Annotated in this window: 21 protein-coding genes and 3 pseudogenes; 18 read left to right on the forward strand and 6 right to left on the reverse strand. The window is 56.8% G+C overall.

Annotated elements, in window-relative coordinates; all coding sequences use genetic code 11:
* The first annotated feature begins 215 nt into the window (after positions 1–215).
* The 3 genes from E2484_RS24035 to E2484_RS24045 are packed head-to-tail and all read left to right on the forward strand — an operon-like array spanning position 216 to position 2684.
* Positions 216–821: an OsmC family protein gene (locus tag E2484_RS24035; RefSeq protein ID WP_137287731.1), complete on the forward strand. Its 606-nt coding sequence runs from the start codon at positions 216–218 to the stop codon at positions 819–821.
* 13 nt (positions 822–834) lie between these two features.
* On the forward strand, positions 835–1602 hold the full coding sequence (locus E2484_RS24040; protein WP_137287732.1) for a methyltransferase domain-containing protein: 768 nt from the start codon (positions 835–837) through the stop codon (positions 1600–1602).
* Between the two features lie 5 nt (positions 1603–1607).
* Complete coding sequence (locus E2484_RS24045; RefSeq protein WP_137287733.1) at positions 1608–2684, forward strand: class I SAM-dependent methyltransferase; 1077 nt, start codon at positions 1608–1610, stop codon at positions 2682–2684.
* Positions 2685–2980: 296 nt separating this feature from the next.
* Here E2484_RS24045 and E2484_RS24050 read toward each other — a convergent pair whose 3' ends face one another.
* Together E2484_RS24050 and E2484_RS24055 are read right to left on the reverse strand one after the other, a co-directional pair.
* Positions 2981–3793, reverse strand: a complete 813-nt coding sequence (locus E2484_RS24050) for a DUF6036 family nucleotidyltransferase (RefSeq protein ID WP_137287734.1) — start codon at positions 3791–3793, stop codon at positions 2981–2983.
* Positions 3790–4713 carry an HVO_A0114 family putative DNA-binding protein gene (locus E2484_RS24055; protein WP_137287735.1) on the reverse strand — a complete coding sequence of 308 codons (924 nt, stop codon included), beginning with the start codon at positions 4711–4713 and terminating at the stop codon, positions 3790–3792. The genes E2484_RS24050 and E2484_RS24055 overlap by 4 nt, the downstream gene beginning before the upstream one ends.
* Positions 4714–5344: 631 nt before the next feature.
* Here E2484_RS24055 and E2484_RS24060 point away from each other — a divergent pair.
* On the forward strand, positions 5345–6241 hold the full coding sequence (locus E2484_RS24060) for a DNA-binding protein (protein WP_137287736.1): 897 nt from the start codon (positions 5345–5347) through the stop codon (positions 6239–6241).
* Between the two features lie 423 nt (positions 6242–6664).
* Here the strand turns inward: E2484_RS24060 and E2484_RS24065 are convergent, their stop codons facing one another.
* Together E2484_RS24065 and E2484_RS24070 are read right to left on the reverse strand one after the other, a co-directional pair.
* Entirely contained in the window at positions 6665–6901 is a 237-nt protein-coding gene (locus E2484_RS24065) for a hypothetical protein (RefSeq protein ID WP_137287737.1), read from the reverse strand.
* A gap of 111 nt (positions 6902–7012) precedes the next feature.
* Positions 7013–7506, reverse strand: a pseudogene (locus E2484_RS24070) (transcription initiation factor IIB); the annotation flags it as partial.
* Between the two features lie 303 nt (positions 7507–7809).
* Between E2484_RS24070 and E2484_RS24075 the strand changes: the two are divergent.
* Entirely contained in the window at positions 7810–8127 is a 318-nt protein-coding gene (locus E2484_RS24075) for an RPA12/RPB9/RPC11 RNA polymerase family protein (protein WP_137287738.1), read from the forward strand.
* A gap of 628 nt (positions 8128–8755) precedes the next feature.
* A complete protein-coding gene (locus tag E2484_RS24080; RefSeq protein WP_137287739.1) occupies positions 8756–9373 on the forward strand; it encodes a class I SAM-dependent methyltransferase in 618 nt (205 codons plus the stop codon).
* Here E2484_RS24080 and E2484_RS24085 read toward each other — a convergent pair.
* Positions 9366–10166: pseudogene (locus E2484_RS24085) on the reverse strand (IS5 family transposase); the annotation flags it as partial. The gene E2484_RS24080 and the pseudogene E2484_RS24085 sit on opposite strands and share 8 nt — an antisense overlap.
* A gap of 85 nt (positions 10167–10251) precedes the next feature.
* Here E2484_RS24085 and E2484_RS24090 point away from each other — a divergent pair.
* The 11 genes from E2484_RS24090 to E2484_RS25325 all read left to right on the forward strand — a co-directional run bounded on the left by E2484_RS24090 (position 10252) and on the right by E2484_RS25325 (position 16941).
* A complete protein-coding gene (locus E2484_RS24090) occupies positions 10252–11142 on the forward strand; it encodes a biosurfactant protein 1 (RefSeq protein ID WP_137287740.1) in 891 nt (296 codons plus the stop codon).
* Positions 11143–11382: 240 nt separating this feature from the next.
* Positions 11383–11910, forward strand: a complete 528-nt coding sequence (locus tag E2484_RS24095) for a winged helix-turn-helix domain-containing protein (protein WP_137287741.1) — start codon at positions 11383–11385, stop codon at positions 11908–11910.
* Entirely contained in the window at positions 11911–12357 is a 447-nt protein-coding gene (locus E2484_RS26230) for a hypothetical protein (protein WP_137287742.1), read from the forward strand.
* Positions 12358–12730: 373 nt separating this feature from the next.
* A complete protein-coding gene (locus E2484_RS24105; protein ID WP_137287743.1) occupies positions 12731–13222 on the forward strand; it encodes a hypothetical protein in 492 nt (163 codons plus the stop codon).
* Between the two features lie 101 nt (positions 13223–13323).
* Positions 13324–13890, forward strand: coding sequence for a DUF7342 family protein (locus E2484_RS24110; RefSeq protein WP_137287744.1), 567 nt, complete (start codon positions 13324–13326; stop codon positions 13888–13890).
* Between the two features lie 144 nt (positions 13891–14034).
* Positions 14035–14331, forward strand: coding sequence for a hypothetical protein (locus E2484_RS24115; protein WP_321113119.1), 297 nt, complete (start codon positions 14035–14037; stop codon positions 14329–14331).
* A gap of 132 nt (positions 14332–14463) precedes the next feature.
* Entirely contained in the window at positions 14464–14865 is a 402-nt protein-coding gene (locus E2484_RS24120; protein ID WP_137287746.1) for a DUF6166 domain-containing protein, read from the forward strand.
* 22 nt (positions 14866–14887) lie between these two features.
* A complete protein-coding gene (locus tag E2484_RS25885) occupies positions 14888–15157 on the forward strand; it encodes a DUF7389 domain-containing protein (protein ID WP_137287747.1) in 270 nt (89 codons plus the stop codon).
* Positions 15158–15265: 108 nt separating this feature from the next.
* Entirely contained in the window at positions 15266–15712 is a 447-nt protein-coding gene (locus tag E2484_RS24130; RefSeq protein ID WP_137287748.1) for an SWIM zinc finger family protein, read from the forward strand.
* A gap of 200 nt (positions 15713–15912) precedes the next feature.
* The gene (locus E2484_RS26235; protein WP_137287749.1) at positions 15913–16131 is read left to right on the forward strand and encodes a hypothetical protein; all 219 of its coding nucleotides are present in this window, start codon (positions 15913–15915) and stop codon (positions 16129–16131) included.
* A 651-nt stretch (positions 16132–16782) separates the two neighbouring features.
* Positions 16783–16941 (forward strand): hypothetical protein, encoded by a 159-nt coding sequence (locus tag E2484_RS25325; RefSeq protein ID WP_170977477.1) that lies wholly within the window; start codon positions 16783–16785, stop codon positions 16939–16941.
* A gap of 30 nt (positions 16942–16971) precedes the next feature.
* On the opposite strand, the pseudogene msrB reads toward E2484_RS25325, so the two are convergent.
* A pseudogene (gene msrB, locus E2484_RS24140) lies at positions 16972–17385 on the reverse strand (peptide-methionine (R)-S-oxide reductase MsrB).
* Between the two features lie 192 nt (positions 17386–17577).
* Between msrB and E2484_RS24145 the strand changes: the two are divergent.
* Positions 17578–18363 (forward strand): alpha/beta fold hydrolase, encoded by a 786-nt coding sequence (locus tag E2484_RS24145; protein WP_137287750.1) that lies wholly within the window; start codon positions 17578–17580, stop codon positions 18361–18363.
* Positions 18364–18595 lie beyond the last annotated feature (232 nt).

Genomic DNA, 18595 nt, shown 5'->3' on the forward strand with positions numbered 1-18595 from the left:
CGCGTGATCGCGATATCCATCCGGTTGCTCGGTGTCCTCCCCTTCTACTTCGCAGGACGGACTGGTTGGGGCATCGATTTCTCGGCAGAGTTCAGTGAGCAACTGTTGACGCGTGTGCAGTGGCTGAAAGAATGGCAGGACCTGCCGGAATAGCACAAAATAGCTACAACGTCTCGAGGGTCGTTGTGCCGCTTGTCGGGAGGTACAGTGAAACAATGACTGACGACCGGCAAACAATACATGGGATCGACCTCGAAACACTCGAAGGATTCGCCGAACACGCAGCCGAGAATCCTGGAGCCGTCCAACTTGGCCTCGGGGCGTCCGCGACCTACGAGGGGACGGCCGCGCACAGCCTGGCAAAGATCGATAGCTACGACCTCGGCGGCGAGACCATCGCTCGCGAGACGCGTGAATATACCGTTCCGTACGGCGCCTGGAAGGAGGTGCTGGATGCTGGTGGGTGGGTCGGCGCGACCGATCGAATCGAACCCATCGAAGCAGCACTGTCTGCGCTCGCCGCCTGTATCAATGTCGGCATCACCATCAACGCCGCTGCGAACGGTGTCGACATTGACCATCTTCGGACGCGCGTCCGGACAGATTTCGACCCAGCGGTCCTCTTTAGTCTCGCTGAACTCAAGGAGGCCGACTCGGTGTACGAGAATCTGACCGCGGAGGTCGAAATCGATGGGGAGGACATCGACGACGACCTGATCGATGAGTGGGCGCGACGAGCGCCCGTCTACACGCTACTCTCACTCGCTCAGGACATCCAGCTAAGCATCAAAACCCCCGCCGAAGCGGCGGGAGACAACTGATTGGTGAACAACAATGAGTAAATCATTAGACACGGACAAACTCGAACGAGAGGTCAAGTCGATGTACCGTGACGTCGCGGAGTTCTCCGACGGGGAGTTCCACTTCGAGATGGGCAGAGAGCTAGCCGAGCGACTCGGATACGATCCAGAAGATCTCTCTTACGTTCCCGATCCTGCGATTGATTCATTCGCCGGTGTGGGATACCATTTCGATCTGGCGGCGATCCACCCCGGTGAGTCCGTACTTGACCTCGGCAGCGGTTCGGGAATGGACCTGTTCGTCGCCGGAATGCACGTTACCGAAACCGGAACGGTTACCGGCGTAGACATGACCGACGAACAGATCCGAAAGGCCCAAAAATTGGCTGAGAAGAACGGATTTCACAACGTCGACGTGCGACACGGCCACATCGAAGCGCTCCCCTTCGACGATGAGTCGTTCGACGTGGTCATCTCCAATGGTGTGATCAACCTCTCCGCAGAGAAGGGACGGGTGTTCGAGGAAGCGTATCGCGTGCTCAAGCCCGGCGGTCGACTCGCACTCTCGGACATCATCAACGAGTCACAGATGCCGGAGAGCATCAAGAACAACGAGGACCTGTGGGCGGCCTGTATCGGTGGGGCTGAGCAGGTCGACCGCTACACGGCGCTCATCGAACAGGCCGGATTCGAGGTGCGGGACGTTCAAGACAACACCCAGTACGAATTCATCTCGGATCAGGCGGTGAATGCGTGTCAGACGTACGGCGTGAAGAGCATCTCGCTCAGCGCCAGGAAGTGAGTAACATGGGAACTGATACTCAAGCGGATCCGATAAACGAAGAGAAACTGAGCGAACTCGTGGAGACATCCCTCGTCGATCTCGGTGCAACAGTCCATGCCGCACTCGCCGTCATCGGTGACGAACTCGGGCTTTACGCGACACTTGATGACGCAGGGCCACTCACGTCAGCTGAACTCGCCGAGAGAACCGACACCGTCGAGCGCTACGTTCGTGAATGGCTTCGCTCACAGGCCGCCGGCGGGTACGTGACCTACGACCCCGAGACTGACCGATACTACCTCACCCCGGAGCAGGCGCACATCTTGGCCAACGAGGAGAGCCCCGTGTTCATGCCCGGTGCGTTCCAGCTGGTCGGGTCAGTGGCCAAGATAGGTCCCGAACTCCGGGAGGCTTTCCGAACGGGCGAGGGCATCGGCTGGCACGAACATGACGAGGACGTGTTCCATGGCACGGAACGCTTCTTCGGGCCGTCCTACGGAGCGTTCCTACTCGACTGGATCGCAGCGCTCGATGGCATTGATGCTAAGCTGAAATCAGGCGGGCGGATCGTCGACGTGGGGTGTGGTCACGGCGCGCCGACGATCCGCATGGCCGAAGCGTACCCCAACTCGACGGTCGTCGGCGTCGACTATCACGAGGATTCGATCGAGGTGGCGCGCGAGCGGGCGGAAGCGGCGGGCGTGGCCGACCGCGTAAGCTTTGAAGTGGCAACCGCGAGGGAGTACACCGGCTCCGACTACGACCTCGTCACGATGTTCAACTGCTACCACGACATGGGAGATCCCGTCGGGGTGGCTGCCCACGTTCGAGAGACGCTACGTGAGAACGGTGCGTGGATGATCGTCGAACCGTATGCCGATGACCGGGTCGAAAACAATCTTACCCCATTTGGCCGCCTTGGATACTCTATTTCGACACTTGCCTGTACGCCAAATTCGCTCAGTCAAGACGTCGGGTACGGACTTGGCGCGCAGGCGGGCGAGGACCGAACTCGAGAGGTCGTCACCGGAGGCGGGTTCACGCACTTACGCCGGGCGGCCGAGACGCCGACCAGTTTGGTCTTCGAAGCAAAACCCTGACTTCTCATCTGATAGAACCCCGTTCTACTTTCGCTGTTCGCCCAAACAAGAATCCTGCAACGACGTCTGTCTTCTCGCCCTATCACTTAGTAGAAGTTGTCAATATGTGCCGATTGTAGTAGTTCCTGGGTCCCTAGGCAAGGATTCCACGCTAACTAGCGACTTTTTCAGCGCAGAGGTATCTGAATGAACGAGGAAAATTTTGCTGACCGCATACTCTGTATGTGTCACGCACTTCCTATCATAGTCTAAGGGATTCAGCAGAGTCTCACGGCCTCACTTCCTTCTCCTCGCGGTCAGATCGTTGTTGAGCGACGTTCTACGCGCCCATCGGCTACCACGACGGCGTCTTTCTCTTCCAGACGTCGCACAATCTCCTGTACGTCCGCTGCAGACCAGTCGAGTTCCTGTTGCAGGTCAGTCACCGATTTCGGTTCATCAAGCGCGTGCAACACTTCGAGCTCCTCGTAGACGCGCTCGGTAATCTCCGCAACGGGGTCGTGCAACGGTGTCCTCACGTTGTGTTGTTCGGTGAGATCGGTCAACGCTTCGTTCACGTACGTCACGAACAGTTCTTGGTCCAATAGTTCGACCTGCGTCTCGAGTTCTGCTTCGACGACGTCGAACTCGAGGCCGGTCTGCATCAACGAAAACATATCCTCGATGTCGTCCACCCGACCGGCAACCGCTTTGAACAGGAAGATGTCTTCTGGACTCACGAGCTCAACCACGAGATTTCCCGGGTCGAGGTACCGTTCGCTCCGCTCACGAATGCCTGGAGACAGAATCAGTTTGCCAATCACCTGCTGGTTGAAAACGTCGATGCGACATCCATCATCGTTCTCGAGGATTCGCTGGGCACCAAGTTCTTCGTACTCTTCGTCCGGTTCCCGGACGATATCGTATCCCAGTTCGAGGAGCACCGCTTGTAACTGACTCAGATCGTCGCCGGAGGAGACGATGAGGTCGATATCTTTGGTCGTCTCTTTGAGACCGCGAAACGCCATCGACCCACCGCCAATCAAGAAGACGGTGAGTGGGTTGTCCAGCTGCTTGCCAACGCGCTTGAGTTCTGAGCGAATGTATGAGCTATCGAATCGCGCCCTCATAGCGTCACCTCGTACTCTTCAGCCAGTTCCTGGAAGTCCTCCCACTCAGGAAGTCGAGACGTCCGCTGGTCACCGCTGGTGTCGAGATATGTGCAAAGCTCGTCGACGACGTCGTCGACGCCGTATTTGACGGCTTGGGCTCGGAGTTCGTCGCGGTCAATGTCGACGTGACTGAGCAAGAGCAGGCAGTATGACTGAGTTCGTGCGCCCGAATCGATCACGAGCATGTGGCAGCACAATGTCTCCGGCGAGAGCTCACTCGTCGTCTCCGAATAGAGGTAGTATCGACGGTCACGTGCCAACAGCGGGAGGCCAAATCGCTGGAATTGGTCTGGTCCTGTCGGAATGAAGTGTTCCTCGCTGATTTCAGTCGTCGTCTGGACAAGGAACTCGTCGAGGGATTCCCACAGAATCGTGTACGTGTCGGTCTGTTCTTCGGCAGTCTGACGGTGGACGTGATGGGCAAGCTCACGAGCGAGTACGCTCAGCTGTTCGAAGCCGTTATTCAGTGCGTACGCCCCGTCGTCGGTTTGGTAGACGATTCCGCGATGTTGAAGTGGGGCAAGCGCACGGTGGACGGTACTTCTGTGGACGTCAGCGTGGCGTGCGAGATCGGTCACGGTCCGTGGGGTATCGAGGTAGTAGCAAACACGGAGGGCTGCACCTGACAACAGCTCCGGCCAGTCGATGTGTGAATACTGCTGCGTGAGGTCCGTGAGTAACTCGAGCGCCTTTGCATCCGACAGTCGGATCTGCTTTGTTTTCCCCTGTCGGGTTGTCTCGACGAGGCCAGCCGTTTCTAGCCGCTCAACGAGTTCTGAGATGTAGCTGAGACTCCGATCGAGATTCGTTGCGAGTTCAGAGACCGTCTGCTCACCGTGGAGGGCAGTAAGGGCGCGAACCTCGCCTTCAGTGAGCATACTGTTGCATAGTACCGAATCGATATATAAGTTACTTCGCTATCTTGCAACAGATAACTGTCCGTCGAGACAGGAAACCTACAGGATGGAAGCCCTCGACCGCTTGACATCCCGCGGCCACAGCTGCGCTCCTCGTGCCTGTGGTGCTTGCAGGGTCGGGGGATGACCGAGACGGCCTCGCCCTTTCTGAGTTCACCAGGACGGTGGTTGATTCGCCGATTGATATGGCCGACAAGACAAGTGGCTCTCAACGGCCCGCCCCGCTCGCCGCGTGCCGGCCGCCGCGTCGCTCGCGACCGACCATTCCGGGCGGTCTGCCTGCAGTAGCGGGCGGACTGCCGGGCTAAAGTGAATCTGGCTTCGACGCCAGCGGGTATCCGCCGGGGGTGGCGCGCCGTGGGTGCTCACCCCGCGACGCATACTCCGCTGGACGCTCGCGGCGGCCGGGTCGACGCGCGGTGCTGGATGACTCACTTTCCTAGATTGCGCTCTCGCTCGCGCCCCAAGGGGGCGCGCGAAGGCGCGAGCGAGAGCGCAGATGGGTCTGTTGGTTGTGGTTGTCGAGGAAATCCGCGATGTTGGAGCATCGCGGTGTCGGGCGCGTGAGCGCCTTCAGGAACCTGGAGTTCCAATGTCTAGTAATAACGCACGCGGCAAGGTCGTTTCGGTCGATGAACAGGCACTCGAACAGGCGGACGAAGCAGCAGTCGATGCAGACGGTTTCGAGGTCGTCGAGGAGACGCCCGAGCTTAGAGCGACGGTCAAGCAAGAGACCCAAGCGAAGGTGGATGCGAACCACCCGGACGGAATCAAGGAGACGAACAAAGAACGAATTCAGGGTGCAACACTCGAACAAGAGGAGCGCATTCGAGCGCGGGAAGCCGAACTGGAGCGCATTAGCGTCCGGGGCCAAGTTAGTCGGCAGGATGGCCGGGCGAAGCGAGCGCGAGACATCGCGGCGAAGCGGAGCAAGGAGCGACGTCGGGAGTTCCAAAAGCGGGCGGCAAGCGTGACCCCAATGGCGGATCCGGAGCGTCCAGACCCACGCGAGGAATTGACGCAAGATGAGCTAGCGAGCGTGAACGAGCAGGCAAAACGATTGAGCGAGAAGTTGGATGGATGGACGAAAGCGGCAATCAGTCGGCGACTGGCCGAGCGCGTGATCGAAGGAGCGAGCATGATGAGTGCAGTCGTCGGCGTTCACGAGGAGTTGCAGACGGCGCCGGGACAGGTGATTCCGATTGGGGAACTTGAGGACGTTAATCGCAAGGAGGTCAGCATCGAGGGTTGTGTCGAAACTCTGTGGGAGCCCTCGCATCCGAGTATTGCGCAGGTTGGGCTTATCGCAGACGAAAGTGGGCGAACTCGGGTAACGGTCTGGGAGAACTCGAATGCGCCGTGGATGGAAGAAGGCGAGCAGGTGTGCATCCGTGGGGCGGCCCGGAACTGGTACGAGGGACGTGTCTCACTCGCCGTGACCGGGTGGACGACCATCCTGTTCCCCGAGCGCGGTCGCTGGTGGGAATAGCCCGATCACACCCCTTTTTTGCTGGTGTGGTGCAATCACCGCCACCTCCCACCACCTCCACGGTCCAGGCCGCTCACGGCCCACGTGCCGTTCGCGGCCAGGCTTTCGCCACAGCAGTCGACTGTTCGGTTCCATGCCGCAACACATTGCTGTGGCTCTTGATTCTCAATCGGTGCCTCCCTCTCGACGACAACTGCAGTGGAGCTTGGCGCGTACCGAAACCAGGCCGCCACCCGGTCGATTCAGGACTCGGAAACTCCAAAGACGATGAGCCGTATCATCCCGCATATACTGGTATAGGGAGACAGACCTGCCCGACGTACGGCCTGCCAGACGAACTCTGCATCTGCTGTTAAGACGAGGCTTCACTATACGGTCACTGACTTCTGCTGGGCCAGTGTCGTATTCGCTCCAACCGATAGCTCAGAGATTGCTCTCTGTAAGCCGAATTTGGTCGTTTACGATATAGATGTAGCCGTTGTTGAGGAGGTGGTCGAGTGCAGTGTCAACCGTCGCTGGCTCAAACCCCGCGCTGTCCAAGTACGTCTCGGCTTGGTCTCGCGGAAGCCCGTTTGCTGTCGATTCGATTTCGGGCTTCAGGGCTTCGAGCACCTCCTCTGTATATGCCGGTAACGACTGCGACGGTGGCGGGTTCTCCATCACTACTCTAGAGACACCCATCCACCATGAACGTCCGCATTCTTGTCATAGAAGTAGAGGACAGGAAAACCCTCTTCTCCGCCGGACCCTCACTTTCGATACCGCAGTTGCTCAGTGGAGGCCCATCGCTTCGATCTGTTCCTGATATCGATTCCGAATCGTGACCTCCGTCACCTGCGCGACCTCGGCGACCTCGCGTTGAGTTTTTTCTCGTTACACAGCAGCGACGCCGCATAGATCGCCGCGGCGGCGAACCCCGTCGGCGACTTCCCAGAGAGCAGGCCCTGCTCGGCGGACTCGTCGATAATCTCGTTCGCCTTCATTTTCACTTCCTCACTCACCCCGAGGTCGGAACTGAACCGTGGCACGTACTCTTTGGGATCAACGGGTTCCATCTCAAGACTGAGTTCCTTCGTAACGTACCGATACGTCCGACCAATCTCTTTCTTCTCAACGCGGGATACCTCCGACACCTCTTCAAGACTCCGTGGGATGTCCTCTTGGCGACAGCCGGCGTAGAGACAGCTGGTCGCGACACTCTCGATGGACCGCCCGCGAATGAGGTCCTCCTTGAGTGCTCGTCGATAGATGACTGATGAGACATCCGGCAATAGTGCTGCCGGTGGAATGTATCCCATCGTGACGGCTTCATCCCACCCCTAAAGGGGTGGGTTTTCGCCTCTCGTCTTCTATAATTCCGATGACTCCGACACCGACGTCCACTTTCGTCCCGAGATTCTGAGCCATATCTACTACACCCCGTGGCCAGTTGATAGATGTCGGGCAAGATCAAACGTTGCCTGTTGCCTCTTCGATAACTCAGTACAGTCAGCATGAGCAGTTGCCTGAAATCCACGACGGATCGGAAGTTAACACATATATCCGACAACCGTGTATTCCTACTATATATGCAATTCTGTGACGAGTGTGGTTCGCTGATGCACACGGAGGACGACACGTGGGTGTGTCGCTCCTGTGAGAACGAGGAGCCGCGGGACTCGCAAGCAGAAGCGGCGATGACGACCCAGGATGGACAGCAGGACGACGGGGCACCCGCCGTGGCCGACGCGACCCAGGGCTCCACCGAGACGATGCAGGAGCCCTGTCCGGCGGACGACTGCGACAGCGACCGGGCCTACTACGAGATGATGCCGAAGCCGGGCGGCTCCTACGAGGTTCGGCTGTTCACCTGCGTCGAGTGCGGCCACAAGTGGCGCGAGTCCTGACGGCGCATCTCGCGAACCCCGCCGCTTAAATATGCACAGACCGCCACATCAGACTCTCAACTCCCGGGGTTACTCGGTCTCAAGTGGAGCCACACATCGACTCCAAACCAACTCCCACAACGTTCTTGAGGCTATCAACAACCTCTGTCACAAGAGCCTTTGTTGGGATGTTCATTCCCCCGATTATCGGTGCGGTAATCGTTGGAACACTCTATCTCCAGAAACGGAGCCGAAGACGGGGCAGTGTTCGGACTCCTCGGTAACCCAAAACACTCAATTCACAGGCTCAGTGAGCAGCTGGTTCAACGTCTCCGGCACGAAAGAAAAGAAGCCGCCGTGCTGCATGGAACCTCTGTATCTCGCACGGGTTGACTAACAAGATTCCGACAATTCGATTCTCCCGCCGATAGGTGTGTCTCTTATATTGCGCATAGGCAATTCCATCCTATCAACAGTAGAGGATTTCAACAAGGCTGTAGTTCTCAGGATGAGTTGATCAAGGGCTATCGTTTAAATACGAAGGGCTCTGTTGAAATCCTATTAGTTCGACACCTTTCCGCTGAAACAGCCGTTAGGTAGGACTGCGAGTCTACCACTATTAACCGGGTTGGCTAAGAAGCATCAAGCGATGAACTCTGAAGAGCGAGAACAAGTCTATGGGAAGGAAGAGTATTACTGGGGAGCGGAACCGAACCAAATGGCCGAACGAACGGTCGAAATCGCGTCCAGCGTAGCGAACGAACCAACAGCTATCGACATCGGAGCTGGCGAAGGGAGGGACTCCGTTCTCTTCGCCGAGCACGGGTGGAAAGTGTATGCTGTCGATGTGTCTCGGAACGGTTTGGAGAAGGCAAAACGACTCGCCGAGCGTCGAGCCGTCGATATTGAAACGATTCGGGCAGATGCAAACGGACTGACCCTCCCTACGAGCGTTGATGTTGTCTACTCGGCAGGAACAGTCCAGTATATCCATCCTGAAAACCGGAATCGACAGTTCGACCATTTCAAGTCTCAAACGAACGCCAACGGGGTTCACGCTATCTTCGCGTTCGTCGACCACCCCGATATCCCAACGCCGCCGGACTGGACGGAAAACGAGTACTTTTACCATCTGGGCGAACTGGCAGACCACTACGAGGACTGGAAGACGATTCAATACGACGAGATTGTATTTGACGATGACTCCGGGAACGAACCGCACCAGCATGCGGCGGAGATTCTGTTTGCGCAAAACCCGGGTGAGTGAGACAGCCGACAACGAGTTCACGGAACTGCTTCCACCAGCGCCGTGAGCGGATGAATGCGCCATATTTCCGTTTAAGGCGAGAGTTCACCGTCTCGTTCTGACTACGTTGCCCGTAGAGGTCGGCGTCTAGCCGAGCATTCCACGCTTTGTGGAGCGACGAAAATTCTCGGTGCTTGATCAGGGGACGAATGCCATCTTCACGGGCTAACGCGCGAATCTTCTGGTCGTCGTATCCCTTGTCGCCGAGGAGAATCGCTACTTTACCGGTATTCCGCTCGATGAGCGACGGCGCGATCTTCGAGTCGTGTTTTCTGGTCGTCGTCACGTGGAGATCGAGGATGGCATTCGCTCTCGTATCCACGAGAAGTGTAACTTTCAACTGCTGAATCGTCAGCTTCGTTCGCTTCGTGTAGTGTTTCGAGGCGTAACTCCGGTCAAATCCGGAGGCATCGATCCCGACGACACCGTTAGTCGGGAGGAGTGTGACCGAGAGGTTGAGCAGGACGCGCCAAACCGCCATACCAAGCCTGTCGAACGCTTTGCACAGCGTTGACGGCGCAGGGAGTTCGGTGAGGTTAATCGCTTTCCGAATGCGGGGCATCTCGATAAGTTCGTCGAGGAGAGTTCGATAGGTCGTGTCCTTCCGCATTTTAAGACACAGGAGAACGATGTGCTGATGACGTGAGTACCGTCGTTTCGAGAACTTCGAAGAGTAGCGAGCGACAGCTCGACGAGCCAAGCGAAATGCCTTCTCAACAAACCGGAGTACCCGCGACTTTGGGAGGGCTTGCATCCGGTCAAACTACCGATCGAACCTGTAACTCTCTGAGGATTTCAACAGAGCCATACGAAGGCGAAGCAGGTTACGACACTACTCGATGACTCAGCGGGACTCTAACCACGAAGAACTTCGGCCACTCGGCGAAGCGACGCATATCCCTGACGACAAACTCTCCAACAGTAGCGACAAGGAGTCTAGCCAGCAACGACTGGACACAGTCGCTGCAAGATATCCAAACGAGACGACAGCAACGGGAAGCGAGTGTTCCTCCTGTGGAGCATCTGTTCCTGCGAGCCAGACCAAGTGCAGGTTCTGTCTGGTGAATCACCTCGATAGCTCCGAGGAGGAACAGTCTACGTCAGATACCAAGTGGACACTCCTACATGTCATTCATCTAGTTATGGAAGCGTCGACGTTCTACAGCGCCATCGCGAAGGGTACTGCGGCGGCCACTCTCCTTGCGAAGACCGACAGAGACTCCGCGGTCGACGACTGCCAGCTAATTGCCGAATTCGACGAGGAGCCTGCACCACAACTTGCCGACAAGTGGTCCTCGCTCCCTGAGGCAACACGGGTTACGTCTGAACAGGGCAGACAGCTACTCGAAATCGCTCGTGAGCGAACTGTGTGGCAGGACACGACGCGGTCACGTCACGACGGCGAACATGCGACGTTCCTCTACGACGAAAGTGGACACGAGATTCACAGCAAAGATCGTCTTGGGACCCTTCTTGAGAGCCCAGACGATGTGTGGCTAGTACCCGCGGTTGCACTCCAACAATCTGTCGAAGAGACCACAACGGACAGCCACCAACGCGAGCGACCGAACAGGAGACACCTTGAGTGTCGTGAGTGCGGCTGCGATACTTCCCATCGATTCCTCGACTTTGAGACCGTCCCTGACGGCGAGTGGAGTGCTCAGCCGATGTGGGAGTGCCAGGTCTGCGGAATGCCTCGATACGGGCCAGAACCCAAAGCAGACCAGTAGACGGGAAGACAATCTTAACCAACAGACGAACGCGTATTTCGGCGTTTGTTGGTTAACTACAGACCGATTCACGCCTCCCTCTTGATCGATGGTTGATTTGGTAGAGGAGATAAGGAACGAGTCACAGCTCGCTACGGAGCAATGCTGAGGGTATTTGCTGTCCTAACAACAGACCGACTCAGACTCACATATATTTGAAGAACGCGAAGATATATTGAGCGCGACTGCGTACAGTCAGCTATGACAGAGTTTGATCCAGCCCCAGAATCCGAGGGTTCGCAACGACGGTGGCAGGAAGGAACAGATACGTTTGGCCGCGTCTACGATGTTATCCTCGGGATTACGTCGCCGACGACGTATACCGAGATCGCAGAGCTTGCGGATTGCTCTTCAAACGCCGCGAAAAAGCATCTTGATCGTTTGACAGAGATGGGTATCGTCCGCGCAGACAGAGACAGTCGTCCTCCAAAGTACGAACGAAACGAGGGGTATCTCGAATGGCAGGACGCCAGCCGGATCGCAGACGAACTCACTCTCGAAGAGATAATCGACCGCGTGAAAGCACTCGAAGAACAGCGCGCTGAATACGAATCCCAGTTTGGGACAACAGAGCCGGCAGACGTCTCTGTGTTCGACTACGACAATCATGAAACCATCCACGAACGGATGACTGCAGTCAGCGAGTGGCAGGGCGTGATTCGGGATATTCGGCTGTACGAACTCGCTCGCCAACTCTCGCAGAACGATGGACATCTGATTCCAGCCTAAATGAGTCAGCCCCCAGAAGATTCAGTGCCTGACTCGACAGGGCCAACGGACCGACAGACGTTGCGCCTCCTAGAGCGACACCTCGCGTCGGATTCGCTCGTCGCCGAGACAGCATTCGACCCTGACTCCTACGAACCGCGTCTGCTCCAAGCACTACTTGATACTGGACGCTACCCAGACTCGGTGACAGCGGTTCGCCTCGACATCCGATGGTTTACGACTGGCGACTTCTTAGTCCACTATGTCGAAGAACACAACGAAGACCAGTGGGAGTGCCACTGGGATCGCCATCCAAACACTCACAACACACGGTTGCACTTCCATCAGCCCCCAACTGCGACCGAGATTACGGATCTTGAACTTCCCTCACTCCATCCACTCGAAGTGTACTCAACCGTGTTCACGGCGATAGAGCAACGGCTTGAGAGCCTGTGGTCATCCCAGTGACATCCTCCCCGCCGTAAACGGCGGGTTTCTCTCTTCGCAGAAAGATAGTCAATCTTATGCAAAGCTGTGGAAAGACGATCTGACACGTTCAGACTCTGGTCCAGTCTGGCGATTTGAATGCTAACCAGCCACTCGATCTGAAGCCACTATAAGCAAATGACCTCTTTCCACGTTTCTATATAAGAGCGAAGATAGTTAACCAACACACCAGCAGATATCGGGTTTATTGGTTAACTACAGGTCTGCCCGCGACTTCTCCTCTGTTAAATAATTAATCTCAACTGTAGTTTTTCTGTGCCGGCAATGAGTGCCGGCGCACCAAGTAGTAGCGCGGCGTGCCGTCATGGGCGTCGGCAGATCGAAGTGAGAACCAATGCATATGGTGATTTACTCGCTAGTAGAGGCATCAACACAAGACGAAGCACTCGCGACTGGAAGGACGGTGTTCGACCGACTCGTCGGAGCTAGCCCACATGCAACTGCGGTGTTCGATTACTACGTGACGTTCGATGAGTCGGGCACGTCAGTCGCTGGTAACGCCCGGTGGTGCGACCTGCCAGTAGCAGCGCCCGTCAAGTCTGACGAGGGTCAGGAACTACTGGAACGTGGGTGGGACGCGACGAAGAATGAGTTCGAGCGGAATCTTGTCCGCGTGAGGGACGCGCTCGAGGAATTGAGCGACGAAGAGATCATGCGCGACAAAGGGCTTGCCCGGCATGCGTTCCACCAAGTCGGCGCATACGAGGGGCCGACTATCTTCCTGTACGACGAACACGCCAGCGGTATCCGGCATCGAGACCACCTCGACCGAATCCTCGACGAGGGCGAAAACCTCTGGATCGTCCCAGCAGACGTCCACTATTGAACGGAGCGACAAGCTCCGTTACATGGGGCAGAAATAATTCAGCGTACGATAGATATATGACCGATACTGCCGAAAGGTTAGGAAACAGGAGGAGGATAGTGATGGATTTGACTGACACCCCCGAGGACGTTCGAGACCCGGACGAGGAACCACCAGATTTCACCGAGTGGGATGCACCCGAAGAGGTCCTGAAAGGTGGGCCAACGCGGGAACGATTGCTCGGTGTCATCTTACAACTCCGTACCCCAACCAAGGTCGCTGAAATCGCAGACCAAGCAAACTGCGACACCGAGACCGCACGTGACTACCTCGAATGGTTCACCTCGATGGGGATGACGCGCGAGATTCCGGGGCGGCCGGTAAGATACGAGCGAAACGAGTCGTATCTGCGGTGGCGCAGAATCGAACAGATTCGAGAACAGTACTCCGAGAGTGAAATCGTCGAGGAACTCAAAGAGACGATGGAGCAACTTGAGGAGTACCGGACGCGATTCGACGCAAACAGTCCGGATGACGTGTCGCTCGTGGACGATACTGGAGAGTCGGCGGTCGAAGAAATGTGGGAGGCGGTGAGTGAGTGGAAAACACTGGAGCGACGGGCAGAACTGTTAGATGCAGCGCGGCAGAACGGCCATCCGTCGAGCGGTGGTGCCAGAGTCGATGCCTGACGACCGGCCGGGTGACGACGAGGACGTCGCGGAGACTGTTGTGGCATCGATACCGAGATTCTCGAACAAATCGGCCAACACCTCGAACGAAGCCAGCGGTTCTCAGAGGTTGTGTTCCAGCCAGACTATGCGCCGAGTTCCGTCGTGGCAGAATACGACATGGGGTACTTTCCGGCGACTATCGACCGGGCGTATCTCCAGATTCGATGGTACGAAACAGACGATTTCAGCGTCCACTACTCCGAGCAGTACAACGACGGCGACCATTGGGAATGTCGGTGGGACCGCCATCCGAACAGCCACAACGCCCGCTCTCACTTTCACCCACCGCCAGATGCAACGACGCCCGGTGACGATGCAGAGTACGCAAGCGACTGGCGGGATGTACTCTCAAGCGTTCTTGAGGACTTAGACGACCGAATTGAAGCGTTCTGGGAGTGAATGTCAGAAGTCGTCTTATCTTCTCTTGGGTGCAGAACATTACTCAGTTAGTGAATCCGTGACGGAGTGACCGCGTGAGTTTTTCACCCCCTGAGGGATGCGGGGACTCAAAGTAGTTCCTCGAATTGAACCATGAGTGGAACAACCGACTCCCAATCACTCGAACAGACACGGCCAAGCCAGAAACAGGATGTCGTCTACGTCGGCTACCGACGGCGTGGACGCGCTGTTGTGGAAAAACAACCTGGGCAAGAGCGGGTGACGCCAGAGCAGCGTCTCGAACTGGCGAATCACAGTCCCTCGGGCTTCGGTTGGGGATACGGTGGGAGTGGCCCGGCGCAACTTGCGCTTGCGCTTCTGCTGGACTACACCGGCGACGAAGATGTCGCGCTAGCCCACTACACCGCGTTCAAAAAACAGGTCGTGAGCCAGTTGGACTGCTCTCATCCTGAAGGGTACTGGCGACTCACCGGCACCGACATCGAAAATACCCTTCGTGAACTGTCCGACGAAGCCGTCGCACCGTCCAACTGAACACCAGTAATACAGCTACATCATGTCAGAACACAATTCGCCTTCCTGTACAACGACCGAATCGAAAGCGACCAATGACGAATCGCCACCCACGGAGTACGTCGAGCGGAGCGTCGTCGGTATTTCGCTCACCGTGAAACTCAATCGAGGGACTGGGACGCGGGATGAAGACCAGATTAAGGCGAAGGTGAAAGCGAAAACGCTCGAAGACGCTCGTGACGATATGGACGCACTTCGAGCGTACATTCGTGACCTTGCCGAGGAGACTCGTCAGATTCAACCGGCGGGGTGAGACGAACACGCAAACGAGGTCTAGACTCAAATAGAAACGACACTCAGAGCAATTTTTCTGCCCCAGAAGGGTGCGGGGCACTCGACTTCTCGGTGCCTTGCGACGACAATGACGACGCCACTTGCAAGACTCAAGACGACGAGTAGAGTTAGGAAACGAGCGCAGTACGAAGCACTCGAATTCGAACTGCTGAATGGCGATGTGCGTGTGCGAAATGGGAGCTACGCCGACCCGGAAAATCACGAGTACACCGTCCGCATCGAGGACGACCTGCCGACGGCGTGTACGTGCCCGGCAGACGCGAAATACAGCGGGGCGTGTAAACACCGCGTTGCAATCGCGCTCCGCCGGCCCATTCTCGACGCCGTCCGCCACCACCAACTTCTCGCCGACGGTGGCGAGACTGTCCAGCCCTCAAATCACTCTCTCAACCACGAGGAGAACCCCGAAGAACAAGTAGAGACAGAAGAACCGGACTGTGACTGTGCGGACCTCTCCAGCGATTTTCCGTGCTGGGAGTGCTACCGAACCGGGCGACGTGACCTCCCCGAATAGCACTCTGCGCATCGAGACGACCTCATTGCGTACTCCTACGCTGTATCGAAGCACAACTACCAGCAACCGATCCCGAACTCTATGACTTCCCCCGAAAACATGACCTCGAAACACGTCGCACGTATTCTTTCGGCGTGGAGTCCCAAGAATTGCTCTCGGTTGTTTTTGGTCGCCTCCAACAGGAGTGGAGGCGACGACAAGTGAATACCGTCTCAGATGACGATGAATCGAATGGACTCTCACCGGAACAACGACTTGAACCGCGAAACATCCGGCTCATCGACCCAAGCATTGCGACGATAGACGACATGGACACGCTCCGTGCCTGTGTCGCCTATGAGAACACCCACCAGAATCGCATCCAAATCCTACGACGGCTCAAACGACGTGCTGAAGAAATCCGGTCAGAGCAGGCGTAACAGTAGTTGGTGATACGGTTTCTTTATTCAGTTGACATCCCGTAACTGATTCGGTGGTTTTGCTCAATGCGTGGTGCGAATCTATCAGACGGTGAGAAGGCATTTATCGATAGTATCAATAGTTTTTCGCATGAGACGACGTGCTCTCCTCTCCACCGCTCTTGGAAGCAGTCCCATCATATCTGGTTGTCTCGGCGTCGGAGGGAAACAGGGTGGAGAAGGAACGACCGTCGAAATTATCCCAACTAACCAGACCAATCAACAAATTACCCTCAATGTAGCCGTCTACGCGACGGATAGCTCCCTGCTACTTGACCACTCGTACTCGTTGCCGCCGGAACACGCTAATGAATCACAGGATGTCAAAAATCGAGTTGACCACCTTGTCGTCTCACTAAATGGCGGAGACCAGATAAGACACGAGTACGACCCTGACGTGGACATCTGTTTACGCGATGGCGAAGACGTTCAAATCATAGTCAAACCAGAAGGTATCTCGTTCGCTTACTCGTGTTAAATCCACGCTCTATATTGAGCGGCGGTTGCACGGATGGTTCTGAATACAGAAACCGTGCTACCAACTACTGGTAACACTCCGTCTCGCGGAGAACGTTGTTTTTCGAGCCTCAAACGGGTGGAGGCTCGAAGAACATGAGTAATCGACCAGAAATCGAGATTCAGCAACAGACCACGTTTGGAGATGATGGCCGACTCGAAGTCGTCGAAGAGAGCGTCGAGACATCCCTCGAAGATTTCGGTGCTTTTCGATCGTATTCACGTATCATGGTTGCGGTGGGGTTCATGGGCTGAAATCGTTCGTAATCGCGCGGCATTGTTCTCTTATTCAGTGTCCGTCTCGAAGTCGAGCGCGACACCGTTGATGCAGTACCGCTCTCCGGTCGGTTCGGGACCGTCGTCGAACACGTGTCCGAGGTGGCTCTCGGACCTACTACACCCGACCTCGGTCCGCGTCATGCCGTGGCTGTTGTCGTCACGGAACCCGACGCTTCCCTCCTCTGCGTCGACGAAGCTCGGCCAAGCGTGGTCGGCGTCGTACTTCGTCTCGGCGTCGAACAGCTCCTGACCGCACCCGGCGCACCGTTACACCCCGGCCTCGTCGACGTCCAACAGGTCCGACGAGAAGCGCGGTTTAGTTCCGCTCTCGCGGAGGATGCGATACTCCTCGGCGGATAGCTTTTATTTCCATTCGTCGTCTGTCTGCGGTCGCTCTTCGTCGGGTAATTTTTCGGTCATAGGAGGACAATACGTTACGAGCCGAAGTCATTTCAGTCTTTCACGGACGGTGATTAGCGTACAAGATCGAGATAGCCGTACGTCGTACGCACACCTTCTTCTCGTGAAGCGAACCGGCAACTCGACGGCCGTCGCCCCAAATACAGCGTCAGCGGACAGAACTCCTACAACGCTGGAGGCCCGTCGTAGCGTATGAAAATGAACCACGTACGTCGAGGGACGGGGGAGCCGTTAGTCCTCATTCACGGGTTGGGCGGGAGTTGGCGTACGTGGACCCCCGTCCTCGACAAACTGACCGCCGAGCGTGAGGTGATTGCAGTGGATCTCCCTGGTCACGGTGAGACGCCGGCGCTATCCGGGGAAGTGTCCATCGACACCCTCGCCGATGCTGTAACGTCGTTTCTCGGCGCCAACGACCTCACCGGCGTTGATGTGGTCGGTAACTCGATGGGGGGACGACTGGTACTCGAGCTCGCGCGCCGGGGGACGGTCGGCACCACTGTCGCGCTTGACCCCGGTGGATTCTGGAAGGGCTGGGAGCGGTACTTCTTCTACGCGACGCTCGCTCCCTCGATCCGTCTCGTTCGCCTCCTCCAACCCGTGATGGACCAGCTTACGGGTAGCGCCGTCGGTCGGACGCTACTTCTATCGCAACTCTCGGCACGGCCCTGGGATTTGTCCGCCGACGTCGCACGGAAAGAGATGCGGACCTTCGCCGACTCGCCGTCGTTCGATGAACTACTGCGTCGGTTAGCCTTCGGCCCCAGCCAACCGGGGACGGACTCCACAGCGGGATCAGTCGTGATCGGATGGGGTCGCAAGGATCGAGTTACCCTGCCCAGGCAAGCAAAACGCGCGCTGGACCGGTTCCCCAGCGCTCACTTGCACTGGTTCGAGGACAGTGGGCATTATCCTCACTGGGACGCTCCCGACGAGGCGACCGAACTAATCCTCGCGAGCACTGCGAACGCCGAGTGAACACAACTGTTCGCTCGCGTTCGGACGCGAGAGAGATGAACGATCACCAACTGCCACAGTTATCGTGCGGGCCTCATCGACTATCTCGTCGGAGAGTGCGAAAACCTGCTTCGAAGAGGTAGCAGGATGGCTGCTATCGATGCCCTCACAATTACGTGTCCGACTAATATCTGCACCGGAGATTGGTATTCAATTCAGAGTGTCACAGTAAGAGGTTGACTCTACCTCGACA

The sequence above is a fragment of the Halorussus salinisoli genome, from assembly GCA_005239435.1.
In the GTDB taxonomy this organism is placed as follows: domain Archaea; phylum Halobacteriota; class Halobacteria; order Halobacteriales; family Haladaptataceae; genus Halorussus; species Halorussus salinisoli.